Below are 18,760 nucleotides of genomic sequence, written 5' to 3' on the forward strand. Positions count from 1 at the left end.
CCCTGATCCGCCGGTACGGCTGGCAGGCCGCGCCACGCGCCCGCGTGGCGCGGGAACCCCGCCACGGGAGGCTCCCCGGGCGCGCGGGCCGGCCCCGCGCGGCCCGGCGCCCGAGCCGTGCGCGGGGGCGACACCCCGGTGCGCGTGCGCGCCCGCATAGGGTGGCGGTGTGCCGAGCTCGTCACCTGACAGCGACGAGCCGGTGTAGCGTGCCCTCCGACGAAGTCGAGTCTCGGGAGGTCGTGCGTGAGGCGGACCCTGCTGATGCTGGCCGTGCTGGTCAGCCAGATGCTGCTGGGGTGGGCCCCCGCGCACGCGTCGGACCGCGCGCAGGCTCCGGACGGCGAGCGGGTCGCCCTCATCGGCGTGTCCGGCCTGCACTGGAACGACCTGTCCCAGGCCGACACACCCAACCTGTGGGAGCTGGCCCGCGGCAGCGCCATCGGCTCGATGTCGGTGCGCACGGTCGGCAACATCACCTGCCCCTACGACGGCTGGCTGACGGTGTCGGCGGGCATCCGCTCGGCCTCCGGCTACCGGTGCGGACCGCCGCCCATGCCCGAGCAGCAGGGCAGCGGCGCGGTCATCCCCGACTACGACTACCTGCACGAGGTGGCCGGGCAGCGCTACGCGGGACTGCTGGGCGACACGCTGGCCAAGGCGGGCCGGTGCGCGATCGCCGTCGGTCCCGGCGCGGCCCTGGGGCTGGCCGACGGCAAGGGCGCCGTGGCCACCTACTACGCCTCGCCCCTCGCGGTGAAGGCGGCCGATCTGGAGCGCTGCCGCCTGGTCGCCATGGACGTCGACGACCTCATCAGGCCCTACATCTCCGACGACGGCAAGCTGCCGACCGTCCCGGACAAGCTGTCGGCCCAGGAGCGGCGCGCGGCGCTGCGCCTGGCCGACGCCAAGGCGGGCGCGCTGCTGGCCGTCCTGCCCCAGGACACCACGATCCTGCTGGTGGGGATGTCCGACCACGGCTCCGTGCCGCACCTGCGGGTCGCCGCCCTCCGGCAGCCGGGCGCGCAGGGGCACGCGCTCGGCGCGGCCTCGACCCGGCGCGAGGACATCTCGATCCTGCCCGACCTGACCACCACCGTGCTGACCAGGCTGGGCGTCCCCGTGCCCGACAGCGTCGTCGGCCAGGTCATGCGGGTCAACGGGCCGGGCGCCACGTTCGAGCGGATGGCCGAGTCCGACCAGACGGCCCAGACGATGCGCTCGGTGAAGGGCTACTACTTCATCGCCCTCGCGGTGCTGCAGGTGCTGTTCTACGCGGTGGCGTTCGTGCTGCTGCGCCGCCGTAAGGGCCTGTCCTGGGTACGGCTGGCGGCGGTGACGCTGGCGGCGATCCCCATCACCTCGATCCTGGTCAACCTGCTGCCGTGGTCGACCCATCTGGAGCTGTTCGGCGGCATGCTGGCCTGGCTGGTGGTGATCACGGTCGCGGCCTTCGCCGGGCCGTGGCGGCGCAGCCCGCTCGGCCCGCTGGCGGTGGTCGCGGGCGTCACGGCGGTCACGCTGGCCGGGGACCTGCTGACCGGCACCACCCTGCAGCTCAACAGCTTCATGGGCTTCAGCGCCGAGCAGGGCGCCCGCTACTACGGCCTGGGCAACATCCCCTTCGCGCTGCTGGCCACCGGCACGTTGCTGACCTCCACGGTGATCGCGCACCGGCTGTCACGGCCGTGGGGGGCGGCGGTGGTGGCGGTCCTCGGCACGTTCGCGATGGTGCTGGGCGGCTCGGGCATGGGCAGCGACTTCGGCGGGGTGATCGCGTTCGTGCCCGGCATCGCGGTGACCGCGCTGCTGATCCTCGGCAAGCGGATCTCGCTGTGGAAGCTGGGCGCGTTCTGCGTGGCGGGCGGCGTGACCGTGATGGGTTTCGCGGTCGCCAACTACCTGCGCCCGGCGGCCGAACAGTCGCATCTGGGCAGGTTCGTCGGGCAGGTGATCAGCGGCGAGGCGCTCGACGTGATCGTCCGCAAGCTGATGGCGATGCTCGGCACGCTGCTCAGCCCCACCCTGATGCCGGTGGTGATCGCCGCGGTCGCCTTCCTCGTCTACGCGATCATGCGGCCTGACCAGGCCACCGCGGGCGTGCTCCCGGCGGCCTTCGACTACTCCCCCGCGCTCAAGGCCGGGCTGATCGGCACGCTCATCAGCGGCGTGGTCGGCACCCTGGTCAACGACTCGGGCGCGGCGGTGCTGTCCATGGCGCTGGCGCTGGCGATCCCGCTGGTGCTGTCCGCGGGCATCGCGGCGCTGCCGGGGGCGGCGGCCGCCGAGGAGCGCCCGCTCGCCAAGGTGTAGGCGGGCACGCGCTCCCCGGGCACCGCCCGGGGAGCGCGTGGCCATCCCGGCTCAGGCGGGGGCCTGCCAGGCGTCGGCGAGCATCGTGCGGGTGTCGCGCAGCAGTTGCGGCAGCACCTTGGTCCTGGCGACCACGGGCATGAAGTTGGTGTCGCCGCCCCACCGGGGCACGACGTGCTGGTGCAGGTGGGCGGCGATGCCCGCACCCGCGACGTGGCCGAGGTTCATGCCGACGTTGAAACCCTGGGCGCCGCCGGCCCTGCGCAACGCGCGCAGCGCCCGCCTGGTGAAGTCGCCCAGCTCGGTCATCTCCTCGTCCTTCAGCTCGTCGTAGTCGGAGACGTGCCGGTAGGGGCAGACCATCAGGTGGCCGGAGTTGTAGGGGTAGAGGTTGAGCACCGCGAACACCGTCTCGCCCCTGGCGACGACCAGGCCGTCCTCGTCGCTCATCTTGGGGATCTCGCAGAACGGGCAGCCGTCGCCCGCCCCCTCGCCGCTCGGCTTGTTCTCCCCCTTGATGTAGGCCATCCGGTGCGGTGTCCACAGCCGCTGGAAGTTGTCCGGCGACCCCGCCCCAGCCTGCTCCATCGGTTCGCTCTCCTGCATGTTCTGCAGCATATGACCATGGCGGGCAGGGTCGGCGGGGAGCACCGTCCTCCTGCGGTGCGGAGGACCTGGTCGGGATCGTTACGCTTGCCGTACCCCGAGAACAATCATGGAGGAGCCGATGGCCGAGCAGCTGGCACCCATGCCCCAGGACTGGCGACGCGCGCTGGCGATCGTCGCGCATCCCGACGACCTGGAGTACGGCTGCGCCTCGGCCGTCGCCTCGTGGACCGCCGAGGGGCGGGAGGTGGCCTACCTGCTCGTGACGCGCGGCGAGGCGGGCATCGACACCGTCGACCCGGCCAAGGCGGGTCCGCTGCGCGAGCGGGAGCAGCGCGCGTCGGCGGCCGTCGTCGGGGTGGAGCAGGTGGAGTTCCTCGACCATCCGGACGGTGTCATCGAGTACGGCCTGCCGTTGCGCCGTGACCTGGCCGCCGCCATCCGCAGGCACCGGCCCGAGCTGCTGATCACCCTGAACTTCGGCGACACGTGGGGCGGGAGGTACTGGAACACCCCCGACCACCGGGCGGTGGGCAGGGCGGTGCTCGACGCCGCGGGCGACGCCGGCAACCGGTGGATCTTCCCTGACGCCGGCCCCGAGCCGTGGGACGGCGTGCGCTGGGTGGCCGTGGCGGGTGCCGACGAGCCCACCCACGCGGTGGACGTCACCGACACGCTGGAGGTGGGCGTGCGCTCGCTGCTGGAGCACCGCGCCTACATCGAGGCCCTGACCGACGAGAACCCCGAGGCGTACTGCAGGGCCTTCCTGGAAGGCGTCGCCCGCCAGGCCGCCGAGCGGTTCGGCGGCCGGCCCGCCGTCACCTTCCAGCTGTTCGCCCGCTGAGCGGTCGCCGGCACGGGACCGCCCCTGCCGCGGGTGGCGGCAGGGGCGGTCTTGGACGCGTCAGTCGCACGGGATGTAGACGAGCGCGGTCGCGTTGTCCTCGTCGTCCTCGAGGTTGACCCGGTCACTGTCGTCGACGGAGACGATCTCCTCGGCGAGCGTGTTCGGTGCGCCGTTGGGCTGGAAGACCGAGAAGAGCGTCACGGTCGAGCCGGTCCTGTTCCTGACCGAGCTGGCCCTGCCGAGATAGCCGGTGCCCAGGCCGTGGACGCCGCACTCGCTCTCCTGCCAGAACAGCGTCGCCCCGTTGGCCTTGTCGTACAGGCAGACGTTGCCGTTCGAGCACTTCCACTTGGGTGCCGCCGTGCTCGACGCCTGCGCGGCGCCGGTCACCGCCGTGAGGACGGCGAGGCCGAGCCCGCCCGCCACCAGGATGCGCGTGAGTCGCATGGATGTTCCCTCCCCAGGAATCGCTTCCCGAGGAGGGTCCCCCGGCGCGGGCGGCCGTGCATGAGTAGACCCCTACTCAGACCTGGACGGCTCAGACCTGGACGCGGCGCTCCACGGCGTTGACGATCTCGGCGACGGCCTCGTCGATCGGGACGCCGTTCTTCTGCTCGCCGTTGCGGTAGCGGAAGGACACCGCGCCGTTGGCGATGTCGTCGTCGCCGGCCAGCAGCATGAAGGGCACCTTCGCCTTCTGCGCGTTGCGGATCTTCTTCTGCATGCGGTCGTCGGCGGTGTCGACCTCCACCCTGATCCCCCGCTCGCGCAGCCTCTTGGCGACGTCGAGCAGGTAGGGGGCGTGGGCGTCGGCGATCGGGATGCCGACCACCTGCACCGGGGCCATCCAGGGCGGGAAGGCGCCGGCGTAGTGCTCGACCAGCACGCCGAAGAAGCGCTCGATGGAGCCGAACAGCGCCCGGTGGATCATGACGGGCCGCTGGCGGCTGCCGTCGGCCGCCTGGTACTCCAGCTGGAAGCGCTCGGGCAGGTTGAAGTCGAGCTGGATGGTCGACATCTGCCACGAGCGGCCGATCGCGTCACGGGCCTGCACGGAGATCTTCGGGCCGTAGAAGGCGGCGCCGCCGGGGTCGAGCACCAGCTCGAGCTTCTCGCCCTCGGCGACCTCGCGCAGCGTGCGGGTCGCCTCCTCCCACACCTCGTCGGAGCCGACGAACTTGTCCGGGTCCTTGGTCGACAGCTCGAGGTAGAAGTCCTCGAGGCCGTAGTCGCGCAGCAGGCTCAGCGTGAAGCGCAGCGCCGAGGCCAGCTCGTCCTTCATCTGCTCGCGGGTGCAGTAGATGTGGGCGTCGTCCTGGGTGAGGCCGCGCACCCTGGTCAGGCCGTGGACCACGCCCGACTTCTCGTAGCGGTAGACGGTGCCGAACTCGAACAGCCGCAGCGGCAGCTCGCGGTAGGACCTGCCGCGCGCCCCGAAGATCAGGTTGTGCATGGGGCAGTTCATCGGCTTGAGGTAGTAGTCGGCGCCCTCGACCTCCATGGGCGGGAACATGCCGTCGCGGTACCAGTCGAGGTGACCGGAGACCTCGTACAGGTGGCCCTTGGTGATGTGCGGGGAGTTGACGAAGGAGTAGCCCGCCTCCTCGTGCCTGCGCCTGGAGTAGGTCTCCATCTCCCTGCGGATGATGCCGCCCTTGGGGTGGAAGACCGGCAGGCCCGAGCCGAGCTCTTCGGGGAAGGAGAACAGGTCGAGCTCGGCGCCCAGCTTGCGGTGGTCGCGCTTCTCGGCCTCCTCCAGCAGGTGGAGGTACTCCTCCTGCTTCTCGCGGCTCTCCCACGCGGTGCCGTAGATGCGCTGCAGCTGCGGGTTCTTCTCGCTGCCCCGCCAGTAGGCGCCGCCCGAGCGCATCAGCTTGAAGGCCGGGATGACCCTGGTCGAGGGCAGGTGCGGACCCCTGCACAGGTCCTTCCAGCACAGCTCGCCGGTCTTGGGGTCGAGGTTGTCGTAGATGCTCAGCTGGCCCTCGCCGACCTCGACGCCGGCGCCGTCCTCGGCGGCCGCGGCGCCGCCCTTGAGCCCGATCAGCTCCAGCTTGTACGGCTCGGCCGCCAGCTCGGCGCGCGCGGCGTCGTCGGACACCTCGCGCCGCGCGAACAACTGCCCCTGCTTGACGATCTCGCGCATCCGCTTCTCGATGCGCTTGAGGTCGTCGGGGTGGAAGGCCTGCTCGACGTCGAAGTCGTAGTAGAAGCCGTTCTCGACCGGCGGGCCGATGCCCAGCCTGGCCTCGGGGAACAGCTCCTGCACCGCCTGCGCCATGACGTGGGCGGTGGAGTGGCGCAGGATGGCGCGGCCGTCGTCGCTGCCGATCTGGACCGGCTCGATCACGTCGCCGTCACGGACGGGTGCGGCCAGGTCGCGAAGCTCGCCGCCGACGCGGGCGGCGATGACGGTGCGGCCGTCGGCCTCGAGCGCCTCGCCGTACGTCGTGCCGGCCGCGACCACACGCTCGGCTCCGGCGAGGGTGATATGCAGCTCGGCTGACACGGTGACTCCTTGAATAGCACGGTTTCGACGGTGAACACCGATGCTATCGCGGGTGATACCCCAGCCTGGTCAGGTCCTGGCGGCTGCCGTGGAAGACGTCGCGGTCCACGGGGACGTTGGCGTACTGGTGGATGGCCCACTCACGCCACGGCCGGGGCACGACGGGCTCCCCCATCGCCTTCCCCGGCGCGGCGATCCAGAGGGGATGGTCGCCCAGGCCGGCGCAGTTGCCCTGGTCGGCGAACCACTGGAAGGTGTGGATGAGGGGCCGCAGGCCCACCTGCTTGTCGATCTGGCGGCACCAGCGCCGGGCGAACCTGGCCACCCGCTCGGGCGGCAGCCCGTCGGCCGACTCCAGGTCGAGGGCCAGCAGGTCGCCCTCGTGCAGCCCGCCGGCCCGCTCGACGGTGCGCAGGAAGTGGCCGGCCTGCTCGACCGGGTCGTCCTGGGGCCTGGCCACGTGGTAGGCGCCGCACACCAGCCGGTGCTCGCGCATGAGCCGCCAGTTGCGGTCGAACGACGTGTCGAGCCCGGTGGCACCCTCGCTCGCCCTGGCGAAGGCGAAGGCGACGCCGCTGCCGGCGTGAGCGGCCCAGTCGACCGTTTCCTGCCAGTCGGACACGTCTATGCCGTGCAGCACGCGCTTCACCCTGCCGGAGTCTACGAAGGCGGGCCGGGGCCGGCTTCCCACCGCGCCGCCTGCAGGTCATTGAACAGTTCCAGCCCCATGGGGGCAACCGCTTCGGTCGAACGGGCCCGCACGGTCCGTCACACCCCTCCGGGTTTCGCTCACTGCGCGTGACCGTTCCGTTTGAACGGACGCCAACCGGCGAAGCCGGGGAGTTCCGCTTCCGCTCTGCGGAAGGACACTGTGGTGTCGTCGGTGCCGGCTGGAACGGTGAGCGCTATGAGTGTCGGGAAGGTGGTCGGGTCGGCGGCCGAGGCGGTCGCCGGCATCGGTGACGGCGCGTCGCTGGCCGTGGGCGGGTTCGGGCTGTGCGGCGTGCCGGCGGTGCTGATCGCGGCGCTGCACGAGCAGGGCGCGAGCGGGCTGCACGTGGTGTCGAACAACTGCGGCCTCGACGGGCGCGGGCTCGGGGTGCTGCTGGCGGCGGGCCGGATCGCGCGGGCGACGGGCTCCTACATCGGCGAGAACAGGGAGCTGGCCAGGCGCTATCTGGGCGGCGAGATCGAGGTGGAGCTCGTGCCGCAGGGCACGCTGGCCGAGCGGCTCAGGGCGGGCGGCAGCGGGATCCCCGCCTTCTACACGCCCGCGGGGGTCGGCACGCTGGTGGCCGAGGGCGGGCTGCCGTGGCGCTACGCCGCCGACGGGAGCGTGGCCGTGACCTCGCCGGCCAAGGAGGTGCGGGAGTTCGGCGGCGTGCCGTACGTGCTGGAGGAGTCGATCAGGACGGATTTCGCGCTGGTCAGGGCGGCGAAGGGGGATGTGCACGGCAATCTGGTCTTCGACAAGAGCGCGCGCAACTTCAACCCGCTGGCGGCGATGGCGGGCCGGGTGACGATCGCGGAGGTGGAGGAGCTGTGCGAGCTCGACCCCGACGAGGTGCACCTGCCGGGGGTGTTCGTGCAGAAGGTGGTCGTGCTGACGCCCGAGCAGGCGGCGGTCAAGCACGTGGAGAAGAGGACGGTGCGCGGCTGATGGCCTGGTCAAGGGAGCAGATCGCGGCCAGAGCGGCGGCCGAGCTCGCCGACGGCACCTACGTCAACCTCGGCATCGGGCTGCCGACGATGATCCCCGCCTTCATCCCGCCCGGCGTGAACGTCGTGGTCCACTCGGAGAACGGCGTGCTGGGCGTGGGGCCCTACCCGCTCGAGGACGAGGTGGACCCCGACCTGATCAACGCCGGCAAGGAGACGGTCACCGTGCTGCCGGGGGCGGCGTTCTTCGACTCCGCCCTGTCGTTCGGGATGATCCGCGGCGGTCACATCGACGTGGCGGTGCTCGGCGCCATGCAGGTGTCGGCCCGGGGCGACCTGGCCAACTGGTCGGTGCCGGGCAAGATGATCAAGGGGATGGGCGGCGCGATGGACCTGGTCCACGGCGCGCGCAGGGTGATCGTCGTCATGGAGCACCTGACCCGCGACGGCGTCCCGAAGATCGTCAAGGAGTGCTCGCTGCCGCTCACGGGGGCGGCGTGCGTCGACCGGATCATCACCGACCTGGCCGTGCTCGACGTGACGCCCGAGGGGCTCAGGCTGGTCGAGACCGCGCCGGGGGTGAGCGTCGAGCAGGTACGGGCGGCCACCGAGCCCGAGGTTGTGACGGAGCGTTAATATCCGGTCATGCCGCCCGTTAGCGTCGCCGGAAAAGTGATGGCGATCCTCGACGCCTTCGCCCACGGCGACGTACGGCTGACGCTGACCGAGATCTGCCGCAGGGCGGGCCTGCCGCTGACCACCGGGCACCGGCTGGTGGGCGAGCTGGCCAGGGGCGGCTTCGTCGAGCGGCTGCCCGACGGCGCCTACCGGGTGGGCATCAGGCTGTGGCGGATCGGCGCCCAGGCGGCGGCCGCGGCCGACCTGCGGGAGCTGGCGCTGCCGTACATGGAGGACCTGTACGAGATCACGCACGCCAACGTGCAGCTGGCCGTGCGGCGCGGGCTGAAGGCGCTGTATCTCGAACGGCTGCGCGGCCCCGCCTCGGTCCCGACCGTCAGCAGGGTCGGCGGCGAGCTGCCGCTGCATGCCACGGGGGTGGGCAGGGTGCTGCTGGCGTTCGCGCCCGACCAGGTGACCGAGGCGGTCGTCGCCGCCGGCCTACCCGCGCTGACCAGGCACACGGTGACCGATCCCGACCGGCTGCGCGCCGCCCTGGCCGAGGTGCGCAGGATCGGCGTGGCGGTGACGCGCGAGGAGATGACCCTGGGCACCTGCTCGGTGGCGGCTCCGGTGCGCGGGGCGGACGGTGAGGTGGTCGCGGCCCTGTCGATCGTCACCCGGCCGCGCGCCGACCTGCGCGCGGTCGTGCCCACGCTGGTCACCAGCGCCAAGGCGCTGTCGCGCGACGTCAGCGGCCACTACTGACACGGGCGGCGGTGAGGGAGGTTCCGCTGACCGGAAGAGCGGCGGACGAGCACGGGGGGCCGACCATGAGGATCAGGGCATGCGTACCCAGGTAGCGATCATCGGCGCGGGGCCGGCGGGACTGGTGCTGTCCCGCCTGCTCGAACGGAGCGGCATCGACGCGGTGGTGCTCGAGAGCCGCGACCGCGCCTACTGCGAGCACCGGCAGCGGGCCGGGATGCTGGAGCAGGGCACGGTCGACGTGCTGCGGGCCTCGGGGGCGGGCGCCCGGCTGGATCGCGAGGGGCTCACCCACCACGGGCTGGAGCTGCGCTTCGACGGGGCCGGCCACCGGATCCCGCTGAGCGAGCTGACCGGCGGCAAGGCGGTCACGATCTACGCGCAGACCGAGATCGTGAAGGATCTCATCGCGCTGTCGCCCGAGGGCCGGATCAGGTTCGAGGCGGAGGTCGTGGCGGTCGATCCGGCCACGCCGCGCGTCACCTACCGCGAGAACGGCGTGCTCAGGACCCTCGATTGCGACCTGATCGCCGGGTGCGACGGCTTCCACGGGGTCTCGCGCGCCGCCGTGCCTGACGCGCGGGTGTTCGAGCGTGACTACCCGTTCGCCTGGCTGGGCGTGCTGGCCGACGTCGCGCCCTCGACCGAGGAGCTCATCTACTGCCACCACGAGCGCGGTTTCGCCCTGCACAGCCTGCGCTCGCCCCAGGTCAGCCGCCTCTACCTCCAGGTCGCCCCCGACGAGCAGGTGGCCGCCTGGCCGGACGAGCGCGTCTGGAGCGAGCTGCGCACCAGGTTCGCCACCCGTGACGGCTGGACGCTCAAGGACGGCCCGATCAGGGAGAAGGCGATCACGCCGATGCGCAGCTTCGTCACCGAGCCGATGCGGCACGACAAGCTCTTCCTGGCCGGTGACGCCGCGCACATCGTGCCGCCGACCGGCGCCAAGGGGCTCAACCTGGCGGTCTCCGACGTGACGGCGCTGGCCGCGGCGATCGCCGCCCGCTACGAGGAGGGCTCCACCGCGCTGCTCGACGGCTACTCCGCCTCCAGGCTCAGGGGCGTGTGGCGGGCCGAGCACTTCTCGTACTGGATGACCACGCTCCTGCACACCGACCACTCGGCCGACGCCTTCGCCCGGCGGCTGCAACTGTCGCACCTGGAGTACGTGGTCTCCTCCAGGGCGGCGGCCACCACGCTGGCGGAGAACTACGTAGGCTTCCCCCCATGACGGCCCCTGACCTGCTGCCGCATCTGCGGCGCGCGCGTGACCTGGCCGACCGACGCTACGCCGAGCCGCTCGACCTCGACGCGCTGGCCGGCGCCGCGGGCTGCTCCCGCTTCCACTTCGCCCGCTCCTTCAAGCAGGCCTACGGCGAGACGCCGGCACGCTACCTGACCTCGCGGCGCATCGAACGGGCCAAGGACCTGCTGCGCGCCACCAACCTCGACGTCACCGAGATCTGCGTCCTGGTCGGCTTCTCCAGCCTCGGCTCGTTCAGCTCCCGGTTCACGGCCATGGTCGGCCGCTCGCCGAGCGCCTTCAGGGAGGAGTCCGTACGGCAGGGCGGCCCTCCCCCGATCCCCGGCTGCTTCATGCTGATGTGCACCCGCCCGCCGTTCGAGCAATCTGGGAGAAGCGGCCCCCGCGGGACCTCCCCTAGCGTCGGACCGGACCGCCGAGGAGGAGGAACATCATGATCAACGGGCTCTCCCACACCTGTGTCTACGTGCTCGACCAGGACGAGGCGAAGGCCTTCTACACCGAGAAGCTGGGGCTGGTGGTCCGCGAGGACATCACGCTCGGCGACTACCGCTGGCTGACGGTGGGGCCGAAGGACCGGCAGGACATCACGATCGTCCTGTCGGCGATCGGCGCGCCGCACTTCGACGAGGAGACAGCGGCCCAGCTGCGGTCCGTGATCGCCAAGGGGGCGATGGGGCCGGGCGTCTTGACCACCGACGACTGCCACAAGACCTTCGAGGAGCTGTCGGCCAAGGGGGTCGAGTTCGTTCAGGAGCCGGCCGACCGGCCCTACGGGATCGAGGCTCTCTTCCGCGACAACTCGGGCAACTGGTTCAGCCTGACCCAGCGCAGGCGCTGACCCGGGCCGGCCTCTCCGGTGAGGGCGCCGAGCCGGGGTCGCGGCGTGTCGTGGCGGCCGAAGCGGGCCCTGGTCGCCGGGCCGTGCCCGCCAGACCGGCCGGTCAGCGGAGGCTCTTGAGGAGTTCCCTGGTGCGCTCGCGCGCGGAGAACTCGGCGGCCACGAAGTCGGTGACCCCGATCCGGCCGAGCGCCTCGATCTGGGCGCGCACCTCGGCCTCGTCCCCGACGATCGCCACGTCGCCGGGTCCCGCCGCGCCCTCCCTGTCGAGCATCGCCCGGTAGGAGGGCAGCCTGCCGTACACCGAGAAGACCTCGGCGGCACGGGCCTTGGCCGTGGCGGGGTCGTCGGTGACGCAGACCGGCAGCGCGCACACCACGCGGGGCGCGGGCCTGCCGGCGCGCTCGGCGGCCCGCGTGATGGCGGGCACGACGTGCTCCTCGACCGTCCTGGGGCCGGTCATCCAGAGCACGGTGCCGTCGGTCATGGAGCCGGCCAGCTCCAGCATGCGGGGCGCGAGCGCGGCGATCAGCACCGGCAGGCCGGTGCCGGGGGCGCCGAGCCGGATGTTCGCCCGCAGCGTCTCGCCGTTGACCTGTGCCTTCTCGCCGCGCGTCAGCGGCAGCAGGATGTCCAGGTACTCCTTCATGTGCCGCGCGGGCCGCTCGTAGCTGTAGCCGAACATCTCCTCGATGACGATCCTGTGCGACAGGCCGATGCCGAGCGCGAGCCTGCCGCCGAGGGCGGCGTTGGCCGTCAGCGCCTGCTGGGCCAGCGCCGCCGGGTGGCGCGGGTAGGTCGGCACGACCGCGGTGCCGAGCTCGATGCCGGGCACCTGGCTGCCCGCCACGGCCAGCGCGGTGATCGCGTCGAGCCCGAAGATGTTGGACATCCAGGCGGAGGCGAACCCGTCGTCCGCGGCTCGGGCCATCGACTCCCGCAGCTCGGCGATGGGGTCCTGGCCCTGGGGCTCGTTGAGGAACAGTCCGACTCGCATCGCAACCGAACTCCATTCTGTTCTGGATGCGGCGAGTCTAACCCGCTAGATGTCGATCACCGCGTCGGTCACGCGGATCCGCCTGTCGATGAGGCCCGCGGCGTGGAACAGGTCGGCGGCGCGCTGCTGCTCGGCGACGAACTCCGGCGTGACCTTCTCCACCCCGAACGGCCGCCTGCGCAGCGCGTTCTCCCAGTCGTCGACGCTGCCGCCGTCGTCGGCCGCGAACAGTTCGGCGGCGGCGCGGTGGTTGCGGGTGATCCAGTCGTCGGACTCCTGGAGCGCGGCGACGATGGCCTTCATCGCGTCCGGGCGCTCGGTGGCGAAGTCACGGCGGGTGAACCAGAGCGAGCGGTGGCTGAACAGGCCGTCGGTCCGCACGAGCGTCCTGGTCCGGTCCTCGACCCGGCTGAGCGCCGGGTAGGAGCCGACCCAGGCGTCCACCTCGCCGTCGAGCAGCAGCCGGGCGGCGTCGACGCCCGCGTCGACGGGGACGATGTCGTTCCAGGCCAGGCCGGCCTCGTCCAGGGCGAACAGCAGCAGCGTCGTCTGCCACGAGCCGTGCCCGAGCGCCACCTTCCTGCCCTTGAGGTCGGCGACTGAGGTGATGCCGGAGTCGGCCCTGGTCACCAGGCGGCCGTTCTCGTGCCGCGAGCCCGAGATGCCCACGTAGACGATGTCGTGCCCCTTGGCCTGGGCGGTGACCGGCGGCGTCGAGCCGGTGCCGATGAAGTCGTAGCCGCCGTCGAAGAGGTGGTCGCCGTGCAGGGAGGGCAGGCCCTCGGCCGGCGAGGGGCGCTCCCCCGCGGGCAGGTCGCGCAGGTCCACCCACTCGACCTCGGGCAGGGTCCGCTCCAGGATGCCGCGGTGACGCAGCACCCAGAGGGAGTTGTTGGAAGGGAAGTAGCCGACACGGACGGTCATCAGGAGATTCCTTTCACGAGGGGGAGCACGTTCTCGCCGACGCGGTAGGCCTCTTCCAGGTGAGGCACGCCGGCCAGGATGAAGGCGCCGACGCCGAGCGCGATCAGCTCGTCGAGCCGCGCGGCGACCTGCGCGTAGCTGCCGACCAGGCCGAAGGCGGGCCCGCCGCGCAGCAGGTGGAAGCCGCCCCACACGTTGGGCGTGACCTCCAGGTCCCGGTGGCCGCTGACCGGGCCGGTGACGAACGACTGGCTGCGCTGCCAGCCGATCGAGTCGCCGGTGGCGCCGCGCAGCACCGAGGGGTCGATGTTGTCCCAGCCCTGCTCGATCTCCGCCCACGCCTCCCGCTCGCTCTCGCGGGCCAGCACGTCGATCCGCACGGCGAACTTCGGCGGGGTGAGGCTGCGCTCGCGCACCCGGGCGAACTTCTCCTCCAGGGCGTGGAACGGCTCCAGCCACGACAGGTAGTAGTCGGCGTGCCGTCCCGCGGCCTCGATGGCCGCCGGCGAGGAGCCGGAGAAGTAGATCTCGGGGAACGGCTGGCCCCGCAGCGGTTCGGGCAGCCGCGCGCCCTCGACGCGGTAGAACCGCCCGTCGAAGGAGTACGGGGCGCCGCCCCACACGCCGCGCAGGACGTCGAGGAACTCCGAGGTGCGCGCGTAGCGGTCGTCGTGGCCGACCTTGTCGCCCCACCACAGCTGGTCGGGCCCGCCGCCACCGGAGATCACGTTGTAGACGACCCGGCCACCGGTGGCCCGCTGCAGCGTCGCGGTCATCCGCGCCGCCTGCACCGGGTGCAGGAACCCCGGCTGAAAAGCGATCATGAACCGGTAGGTGGAGGTCTCGCGGCCCAGGCTCGCGGCCGTCGCCCACGGATCGTCGGTGTTGGGGAAGGACGGCAGCAGCCCGCCGGCGAAGCCCGCCCCCTCGCCGGCCCGCGCCACGTCGGCCATGTGCTCGAGGTAGCTGTAGTCGTCGCGCACCCCGGGAGCGAGGTTGCCGGGCGCGAGCGGCGCCCAGTCTCCCCTGGTGGGCGTGCGGCGGCGCAGCGAGGGCTGGTCGCCGTGGGTGCCGATGCGCCAGTAGATGTCAACCGGCATGAACGTCCTCCCTGGCCAGCAGCGGCAGCAGGTGCTCGCCCAGACGGTAGGTCTCCTCCAGGTACGGCGTGGCCTCCAGGTAGAAGACCTCGACGCCCTGGTCGATGTAGTCCCGCAGCCGGCGGGCGATGCTCTCGTAGGAGCCGGCGAGGCCGTCGAAGCCGTCGCGCGCGGCCTCCTTCTCGGTCTCCCTCGCGTGGACGGCCAGGCGCAGGCCGTAGGCGAGGCCCGGCAGTTCGGCGGTGAGGGACAGGTCGTCGCCGTGGTCGAACACGTGGACGTCGGCGTGCCGTAGCGACAGGGCCAGGGCCTCGGGCGAGGTGCCCGACAGGTGGACGCGCGGGAAGGCCCGCCCCGACAGCGGCGCCGCGAAGCCGCCGGACAGCACCTGGTAGTGGCGGCCCTCATGGGTGTAGTCGCGCTGATGCCAGACGCCCTTGGCGATGGTCAGGAACTCCTCGGCGCGGGCGTAGCGGTCGGCGCCCTCGGTGAAGTCGCCGTGCGCCCTGGCCACGGCCGGTTCGAGGTCGACGTCGATGCGCCAGTCGAGCCTGTCACCGGAGAATCGCTGCAGGGAGGCGGCGACCTTGGCGGCGTAGACGGGGGTGGCGATGCCTGGATGGAAGCCGGCCAGCAGCCGCAGGTACCTGGTCTGCCTGAGCAGCCCCGCGGCGATGACCAGTGACTCCTCCCCCTCGGGGTCGAAGGGCGCGTAGGCGCCGGTGTAGCCGGCCAGCTCGGCCGCCCTGCCCACCTGCAGCAGGTGGTCGCCGCCGCGCCGCTGGCCCTTGCTGGGCAGCGTGATGAAGAACTCGGCCATCACGCACCCGCCAGGATCTCGTGCGCCGCGGCCAGCGGCTCGTGGGCGGCCCAGGCGTCGATGTCCACGTCGGCGGCCAGGAACCCGTGCAGGCGCAGGAAGTCCTTCTGCACGCCCAGCAGGTCCAGGCGCTCCGGCGACAGGTCGGGGTGCAGCGTGGTGTGGAAGTCGTCGCGGTAGGCGGTGGTCACGCCGCTCGGGCCCGACCGGGTCTCCCTGCCGAGGATGGCGCGCACCTCCTCCAGGCTGGTGGCCGCCCACTCGGCGGCGCGCAGCGTCTGCACCAGGAACCCGGTGACGACCTCGGGGCGCTCGGCCAGCAGGTCCTCGTGCACGGTGATGGGCCTGGGCGTGCCGTTGTTGACGCGGGTGCGCGGATCGGGGTGGGCGTCCAGGTCCACGGCCACGACCGCGCCGATCCCGGCGGCCTGCTCGGCGGCGCGGGCGCCCTTGACGTACACCGCGTCCACCTCGCCCCTGGCCAGCTCCTCGATGCCCGGCCATGACCACGGGCCAGTGCCCGCCCCGCGCCCGACGCCGGGCCCGGCGATCTCCACGTCCACGAACGTCACGTCGTCGAGCGTCAAACCCGCCTGCGACAGGGCGCCCTTGGCGCCGTGCAGCGCCATCGCGCGGGGAAAGCTCTCGGCCCTGGTGGCGGCCCACACGGGCAGCGCGAAGCGGGCGCCGCGCAAGCCGGCCGCGTCCTCGATCCCCGACCCGGGCCGGACCAGGATCGACTGCCACTCCTCGATCCAGGTCAGGCCGATCAGCCGGGTGCGGGCGCCCTCCGCGCGGGCGGCCAGCGCGGGAACGTTCCCGCCCTCGCGGAACAGGCCGAGCAGGTCGTGGTCGAAGTGGTGCCTGGCGATCTCGGGCGGGGCGTCCTGCACAATGCCGATCTCGCCGAGCTCCTGCTCCAGCCAGCCCAGGTTGTGTGCCAGGCCGGAGGCCGTCGGCACCGGGCAGCGGGTGTACCAGATCTTCATGCGTGCACTCCAAGGTGGGAGAGGAACAGGCCGCGATGGGCGAGGAAGCGGGGGTCGTCGCGCTCTCGCGGGTGGGGCAGGTCGATGCGGCGGTCGACGGCCAGCTCGCCGTCGCGCAGGACGGCGACGCGGTCGGCCAGCCGTACCGCCTCGTCCACGTCGTGGGTGACCAGCACGACGGCGGGCCGGTGGCGGGCGCACAGCTCGGCGACGAGGTCCTGCATCTGCAGCCGGGTGAGCGCGTCGAGGGCGGCGAACGGCTCGTCGAGCAGGAGCAGCTCCGGCTCCCTGACCAGGGCTCTGGCCAGGGCGACCCGCTGGGCCTCCCCGCCGGACAGGGTGGCGGGCCACGCGTCGGCGTGCCCGGCCAGGCCCACCTCCGCCAGCGCCGCCAGGCCCGCCTCGCGGGCCGAGCGCGGCAGCCCCAGCGTGACGTTGGCCAGCACCCTGCGCGCCTGCACCAGCCTGGGCTCCTGGTAGACCGTCGTACGGCGGCGCGGCGCCAGCACCGTGCCCGCGTCGGGCCGCTCCAACCCCGCCAGGACGCGCAGGAGCGTCGTCTTGCCCGTGCCGCTCGGGCCGAGCAGGGCGAAGAACTCCCCGCGCGCGAGCTCCAGGCTGACGTCCTTCAGGACGGTCCTGCCGCCGAAGGACTTGCCGAGCTCCTTGACGATCACCGCGGCCACGGCATGCTCACCCTCTCGACGCCGCGGACGGCCAGGTCGATGGCCAGCCCGAGCACCGCGTAGATCACCACGCAGAGGATCATGTAGTCGTTGCGGTAGTACTGCTGGGAGAGCGTGACGAGGTAGCCGATGCCCTCGGTGGCGCCGATCTGCTCGGCCGCGATGAGGCCGGTGAGCGCGACCGACAGCGACACGCGCAGGGCCATGAGGATGTTCGGCAGGGCGGTCGGGACGATCACGCCGAGGGCCAGCGCCGGTCCCTTCAGGCCGAAGCCCCTGGCCGCCTCGACCAGCTTGCGGTCGACGCCGCGCACGCCGAGGTAGGTGTAGGCGTACATGGGGCCGGCCGCCGCCACGGCGATGAGGACGACCTTGAACGTCTCCTCCACCCCGAACCAGGAGATGAACAGCGGCACCAGCGCGAGGAAGGGCACGGCGCGCTTCATCTGCATGGTGGGGTCGACCAGCTCCTCGCCGAGCGCGGACAGTCCCGCGACCACGCCGAGGAGCAGGCCGAGCCCGCCGCCGAGCAGGACCCCGAGACCTGCTCGGCGGGCCGAGGCGAGCAGGTAGTCGCCCAGCTGGCCGGTTCCCGCCAGCTCGCCGAGCGCGCCGGCGACCTGCTCGGGAGCCGCCAGCACGTCGGAGGGGATGGCGCCGCCGGCCGAGCCGTACCACCAGGCGGCCAGCAGGAGCAGCGGCACCGACCCCCTGACGGCCGCGCCGAGGGCAGGCGGGCGCCGCCTCGTGCCGAGGAAGCGCGGCTCCTCCAGCGCCGTGACCGGTTCGGCGCCGGTCAGCGTGGTCGTCATCGGCTCGCCTTCCGCTCGAAGATGACGTCGGCCGGGTTCGGCGCGGCGGGCAGCACGCCGTACTTGTGGAAGACGGCCGCCACGTCCTTGACGTAGGCGCCGTCGGCGGCGGTGGCCGGGCGCGGCGGGAGGGCGTACCTGGCCTTGGCCAGCTCCTCCTGCAGGCGCGCGCCGGACAGGGCGGTGGGGCCCTGGGCGAGGAAGACGTTCTGGAACCTCTCCGGCTCCGTCTGGGCCTGTGTGGTCAGCTCGCGCACCACGTCGAGATAGACCCGCACCGCCTCGGGGTGCCGCTGGAGCAGCTCCACCCGCGCGGCCTGGATGGACAGGTCCTGGTCGGGCAGGTCATCGCTGTGCACCAGCACCTTGGCGCCCTTGGCCACGACCTCCGGGTAGGCGCGCACGATCGCCCACCAGGCGTCGACCTTGCCGGTGGCGAAGGCGGAGGCGGCCTGGTCGGGGTTGAGGTAGACGCGGGTCACCTGCTCGGGGCGCAGGCCCGCCCGCTCCAGCGCGAGCAGCAGCAGGTACTCCCCCCGCCCGCCCTTGTTGACCGCGACCTTCCTGCCGGCGAGCTCCTTGACGTCCTTGACCGGGCTGCCGGCGGGCACCACGAGGCCGTCCGTCTTCGGCGCGGCGGGGTCGGTGACCCGGTCGGTGATCGAGAAGATCTTGATGTCCTTGCCGTTGGCGAGGTAGCCGAGGGCGGGTGAGATCGCGCCTTCCAGGACGTTGACCGAGCCGGAGCGGACGGCGTCGACGGTGGCGGTGAAGGAGGCGTAGGTGCCGCCCCACTCGACCGTGGCGCCGACGGCGGCCAGGCGCTTCTCCAGGATCCCGTGCTTCTTGGCGTAGGCCAGCGGGCCGGCGTTGCCCGGGTCCTTCAGCTTGAGCACGGCTCCCTCCTGCGCTTTCGCGGCGGGGGAGGCACAGGCGGACACAGCGAGGAGCGTCGCGACCGCGAGGCTCGCCAGACGAGGACTCATATTCCCTATAATTCAGGTAGG

20 protein-coding genes are annotated in these 18,760 nt (G+C 72.3%); 8 read left to right on the forward strand and 12 right to left on the reverse strand.

What is annotated here, in order from left to right; genetic code table 11:
• The first annotated feature begins 246 nt into the window (after positions 1-246).
• Positions 247-2,313 carry a hypothetical protein gene (locus tag ABZX22_RS22470; RefSeq protein WP_354912181.1) on the forward strand — a complete coding sequence of 689 codons (2,067 nt, stop codon included), beginning with the start codon at positions 247-249 and terminating at the stop codon, positions 2,311-2,313.
• Positions 2,314-2,364: 51 nt separating this feature from the next.
• On the opposite strand, the gene ABZX22_RS22475 is transcribed toward ABZX22_RS22470, so the two are convergent.
• Entirely contained in the window at positions 2,365-2,919 is a 555-nt protein-coding gene (locus tag ABZX22_RS22475) for an HIT domain-containing protein (RefSeq protein ID WP_354912184.1), read from the reverse strand.
• Between the two features lie 121 nt (positions 2,920-3,040).
• On the opposite strand from ABZX22_RS22475, the gene ABZX22_RS22480 reads away from it, so the two are divergent.
• Complete coding sequence (locus ABZX22_RS22480; RefSeq protein ID WP_354912186.1) at positions 3,041-3,763, forward strand: PIG-L deacetylase family protein; 723 nt, start codon at positions 3,041-3,043, stop codon at positions 3,761-3,763.
• 60 nt (positions 3,764-3,823) lie between these two features.
• On the opposite strand, the gene ABZX22_RS22485 is transcribed toward ABZX22_RS22480, so the two are convergent.
• The 3 genes from ABZX22_RS22485 to ABZX22_RS22495 form a co-directional block, all read right to left on the reverse strand.
• Complete coding sequence (locus ABZX22_RS22485) at positions 3,824-4,213, reverse strand: peptidase inhibitor family I36 protein (RefSeq protein WP_354912189.1); 390 nt, start codon at positions 4,211-4,213, stop codon at positions 3,824-3,826.
• Between the two features lie 91 nt (positions 4,214-4,304).
• Positions 4,305-6,275, reverse strand: coding sequence for a threonine--tRNA ligase (gene thrS, locus ABZX22_RS22490; protein WP_354912192.1), 1,971 nt, complete (start codon positions 6,273-6,275; stop codon positions 4,305-4,307).
• A 43-nt stretch (positions 6,276-6,318) separates the two neighbouring features.
• Positions 6,319-6,915 (reverse strand): glycoside hydrolase family 25 protein, encoded by a 597-nt coding sequence (locus ABZX22_RS22495; protein ID WP_354912195.1) that lies wholly within the window; start codon positions 6,913-6,915, stop codon positions 6,319-6,321.
• Between the two features lie 267 nt (positions 6,916-7,182).
• Between ABZX22_RS22495 and ABZX22_RS22500 the strand changes: the two genes are divergently transcribed.
• From ABZX22_RS22500 to ABZX22_RS22525, 6 genes are all read left to right on the forward strand, one after another.
• Positions 7,183-7,935 (forward strand): CoA transferase subunit A, encoded by a 753-nt coding sequence (locus ABZX22_RS22500; RefSeq protein ID WP_354912198.1) that lies wholly within the window; start codon positions 7,183-7,185, stop codon positions 7,933-7,935.
• Positions 7,935-8,570: a 3-oxoacid CoA-transferase subunit B gene (locus tag ABZX22_RS22505; protein WP_354912201.1), complete on the forward strand. Its 636-nt coding sequence runs from the start codon at positions 7,935-7,937 to the stop codon at positions 8,568-8,570. Before ABZX22_RS22500 ends, ABZX22_RS22505 begins: the two co-directional genes overlap by 1 nt.
• 9 nt (positions 8,571-8,579) lie before the next feature.
• Positions 8,580-9,320 (forward strand): IclR family transcriptional regulator, encoded by a 741-nt coding sequence (locus ABZX22_RS22510; RefSeq protein ID WP_354912204.1) that lies wholly within the window; start codon positions 8,580-8,582, stop codon positions 9,318-9,320.
• 79 nt (positions 9,321-9,399) lie between these two features.
• Positions 9,400-10,551 (forward strand): 4-hydroxybenzoate 3-monooxygenase, encoded by a 1,152-nt coding sequence (locus tag ABZX22_RS22515; RefSeq protein WP_354912207.1) that lies wholly within the window; start codon positions 9,400-9,402, stop codon positions 10,549-10,551.
• On the forward strand, positions 10,548-11,021 hold the full coding sequence (locus ABZX22_RS22520) for a helix-turn-helix transcriptional regulator (protein WP_354912210.1): 474 nt from the start codon (positions 10,548-10,550) through the stop codon (positions 11,019-11,021). The genes ABZX22_RS22515 and ABZX22_RS22520 overlap by 4 nt, the downstream gene beginning before the upstream one ends.
• Positions 11,018-11,425, forward strand: a complete 408-nt coding sequence (locus ABZX22_RS22525; protein ID WP_354912213.1) for a VOC family protein — start codon at positions 11,018-11,020, stop codon at positions 11,423-11,425. The genes ABZX22_RS22520 and ABZX22_RS22525 overlap by 4 nt, the downstream gene beginning before the upstream one ends.
• A 103-nt stretch (positions 11,426-11,528) precedes the next feature.
• Here the strand turns inward: ABZX22_RS22525 and ABZX22_RS22530 are convergent, their stop codons facing one another.
• Genes ABZX22_RS22530 through ABZX22_RS22565 form a run of 8 tightly spaced genes read right to left on the reverse strand, consistent with a single transcriptional unit; the run spans position 11,529 to position 18,649 of the window.
• Complete coding sequence (locus ABZX22_RS22530) at positions 11,529-12,422, reverse strand: TIGR03564 family F420-dependent LLM class oxidoreductase (RefSeq protein ID WP_354912215.1); 894 nt, start codon at positions 12,420-12,422, stop codon at positions 11,529-11,531.
• A 45-nt stretch (positions 12,423-12,467) separates the two neighbouring features.
• Positions 12,468-13,346: an ABC transporter substrate-binding protein gene (locus ABZX22_RS22535; RefSeq protein WP_354912218.1), complete on the reverse strand. Its 879-nt coding sequence runs from the start codon at positions 13,344-13,346 to the stop codon at positions 12,468-12,470.
• Positions 13,346-14,446 (reverse strand): LLM class flavin-dependent oxidoreductase, encoded by a 1,101-nt coding sequence (locus ABZX22_RS22540; protein WP_354912221.1) that lies wholly within the window; start codon positions 14,444-14,446, stop codon positions 13,346-13,348. Before ABZX22_RS22540 ends, ABZX22_RS22535 begins: the two co-directional genes overlap by 1 nt.
• Positions 14,436-15,266, reverse strand: a complete 831-nt coding sequence (locus ABZX22_RS22545; protein ID WP_354912224.1) for an LLM class flavin-dependent oxidoreductase — start codon at positions 15,264-15,266, stop codon at positions 14,436-14,438. The genes ABZX22_RS22540 and ABZX22_RS22545 overlap by 11 nt, the downstream gene beginning before the upstream one ends.
• Entirely contained in the window at positions 15,266-16,255 is a 990-nt protein-coding gene (locus ABZX22_RS22550; RefSeq protein WP_354912227.1) for an ABC transporter substrate-binding protein, read from the reverse strand. The genes ABZX22_RS22545 and ABZX22_RS22550 overlap by 1 nt, the downstream gene beginning before the upstream one ends.
• Positions 16,252-16,941, reverse strand: coding sequence for an ABC transporter ATP-binding protein (locus ABZX22_RS22555; protein WP_354912230.1), 690 nt, complete (start codon positions 16,939-16,941; stop codon positions 16,252-16,254). Before ABZX22_RS22555 ends, ABZX22_RS22550 begins: the two co-directional genes overlap by 4 nt.
• Entirely contained in the window at positions 16,929-17,753 is an 825-nt protein-coding gene (locus tag ABZX22_RS22560; protein ID WP_354912233.1) for an ABC transporter permease, read from the reverse strand. Before ABZX22_RS22560 ends, ABZX22_RS22555 begins: the two co-directional genes overlap by 13 nt.
• Positions 17,750-18,649, reverse strand: a complete 900-nt coding sequence (locus tag ABZX22_RS22565) for an NrtA/SsuA/CpmA family ABC transporter substrate-binding protein (RefSeq protein ID WP_354912236.1) — start codon at positions 18,647-18,649, stop codon at positions 17,750-17,752. Before ABZX22_RS22565 ends, ABZX22_RS22560 begins: the two co-directional genes overlap by 4 nt.
• Between the last annotated feature and the right edge of the window lie 111 nt (positions 18,650-18,760).

This window comes from Nonomuraea sp. NPDC003804, assembly GCF_040610675.1.
Classification (GTDB): domain Bacteria; phylum Actinomycetota; class Actinomycetes; order Streptosporangiales; family Streptosporangiaceae; genus Nonomuraea.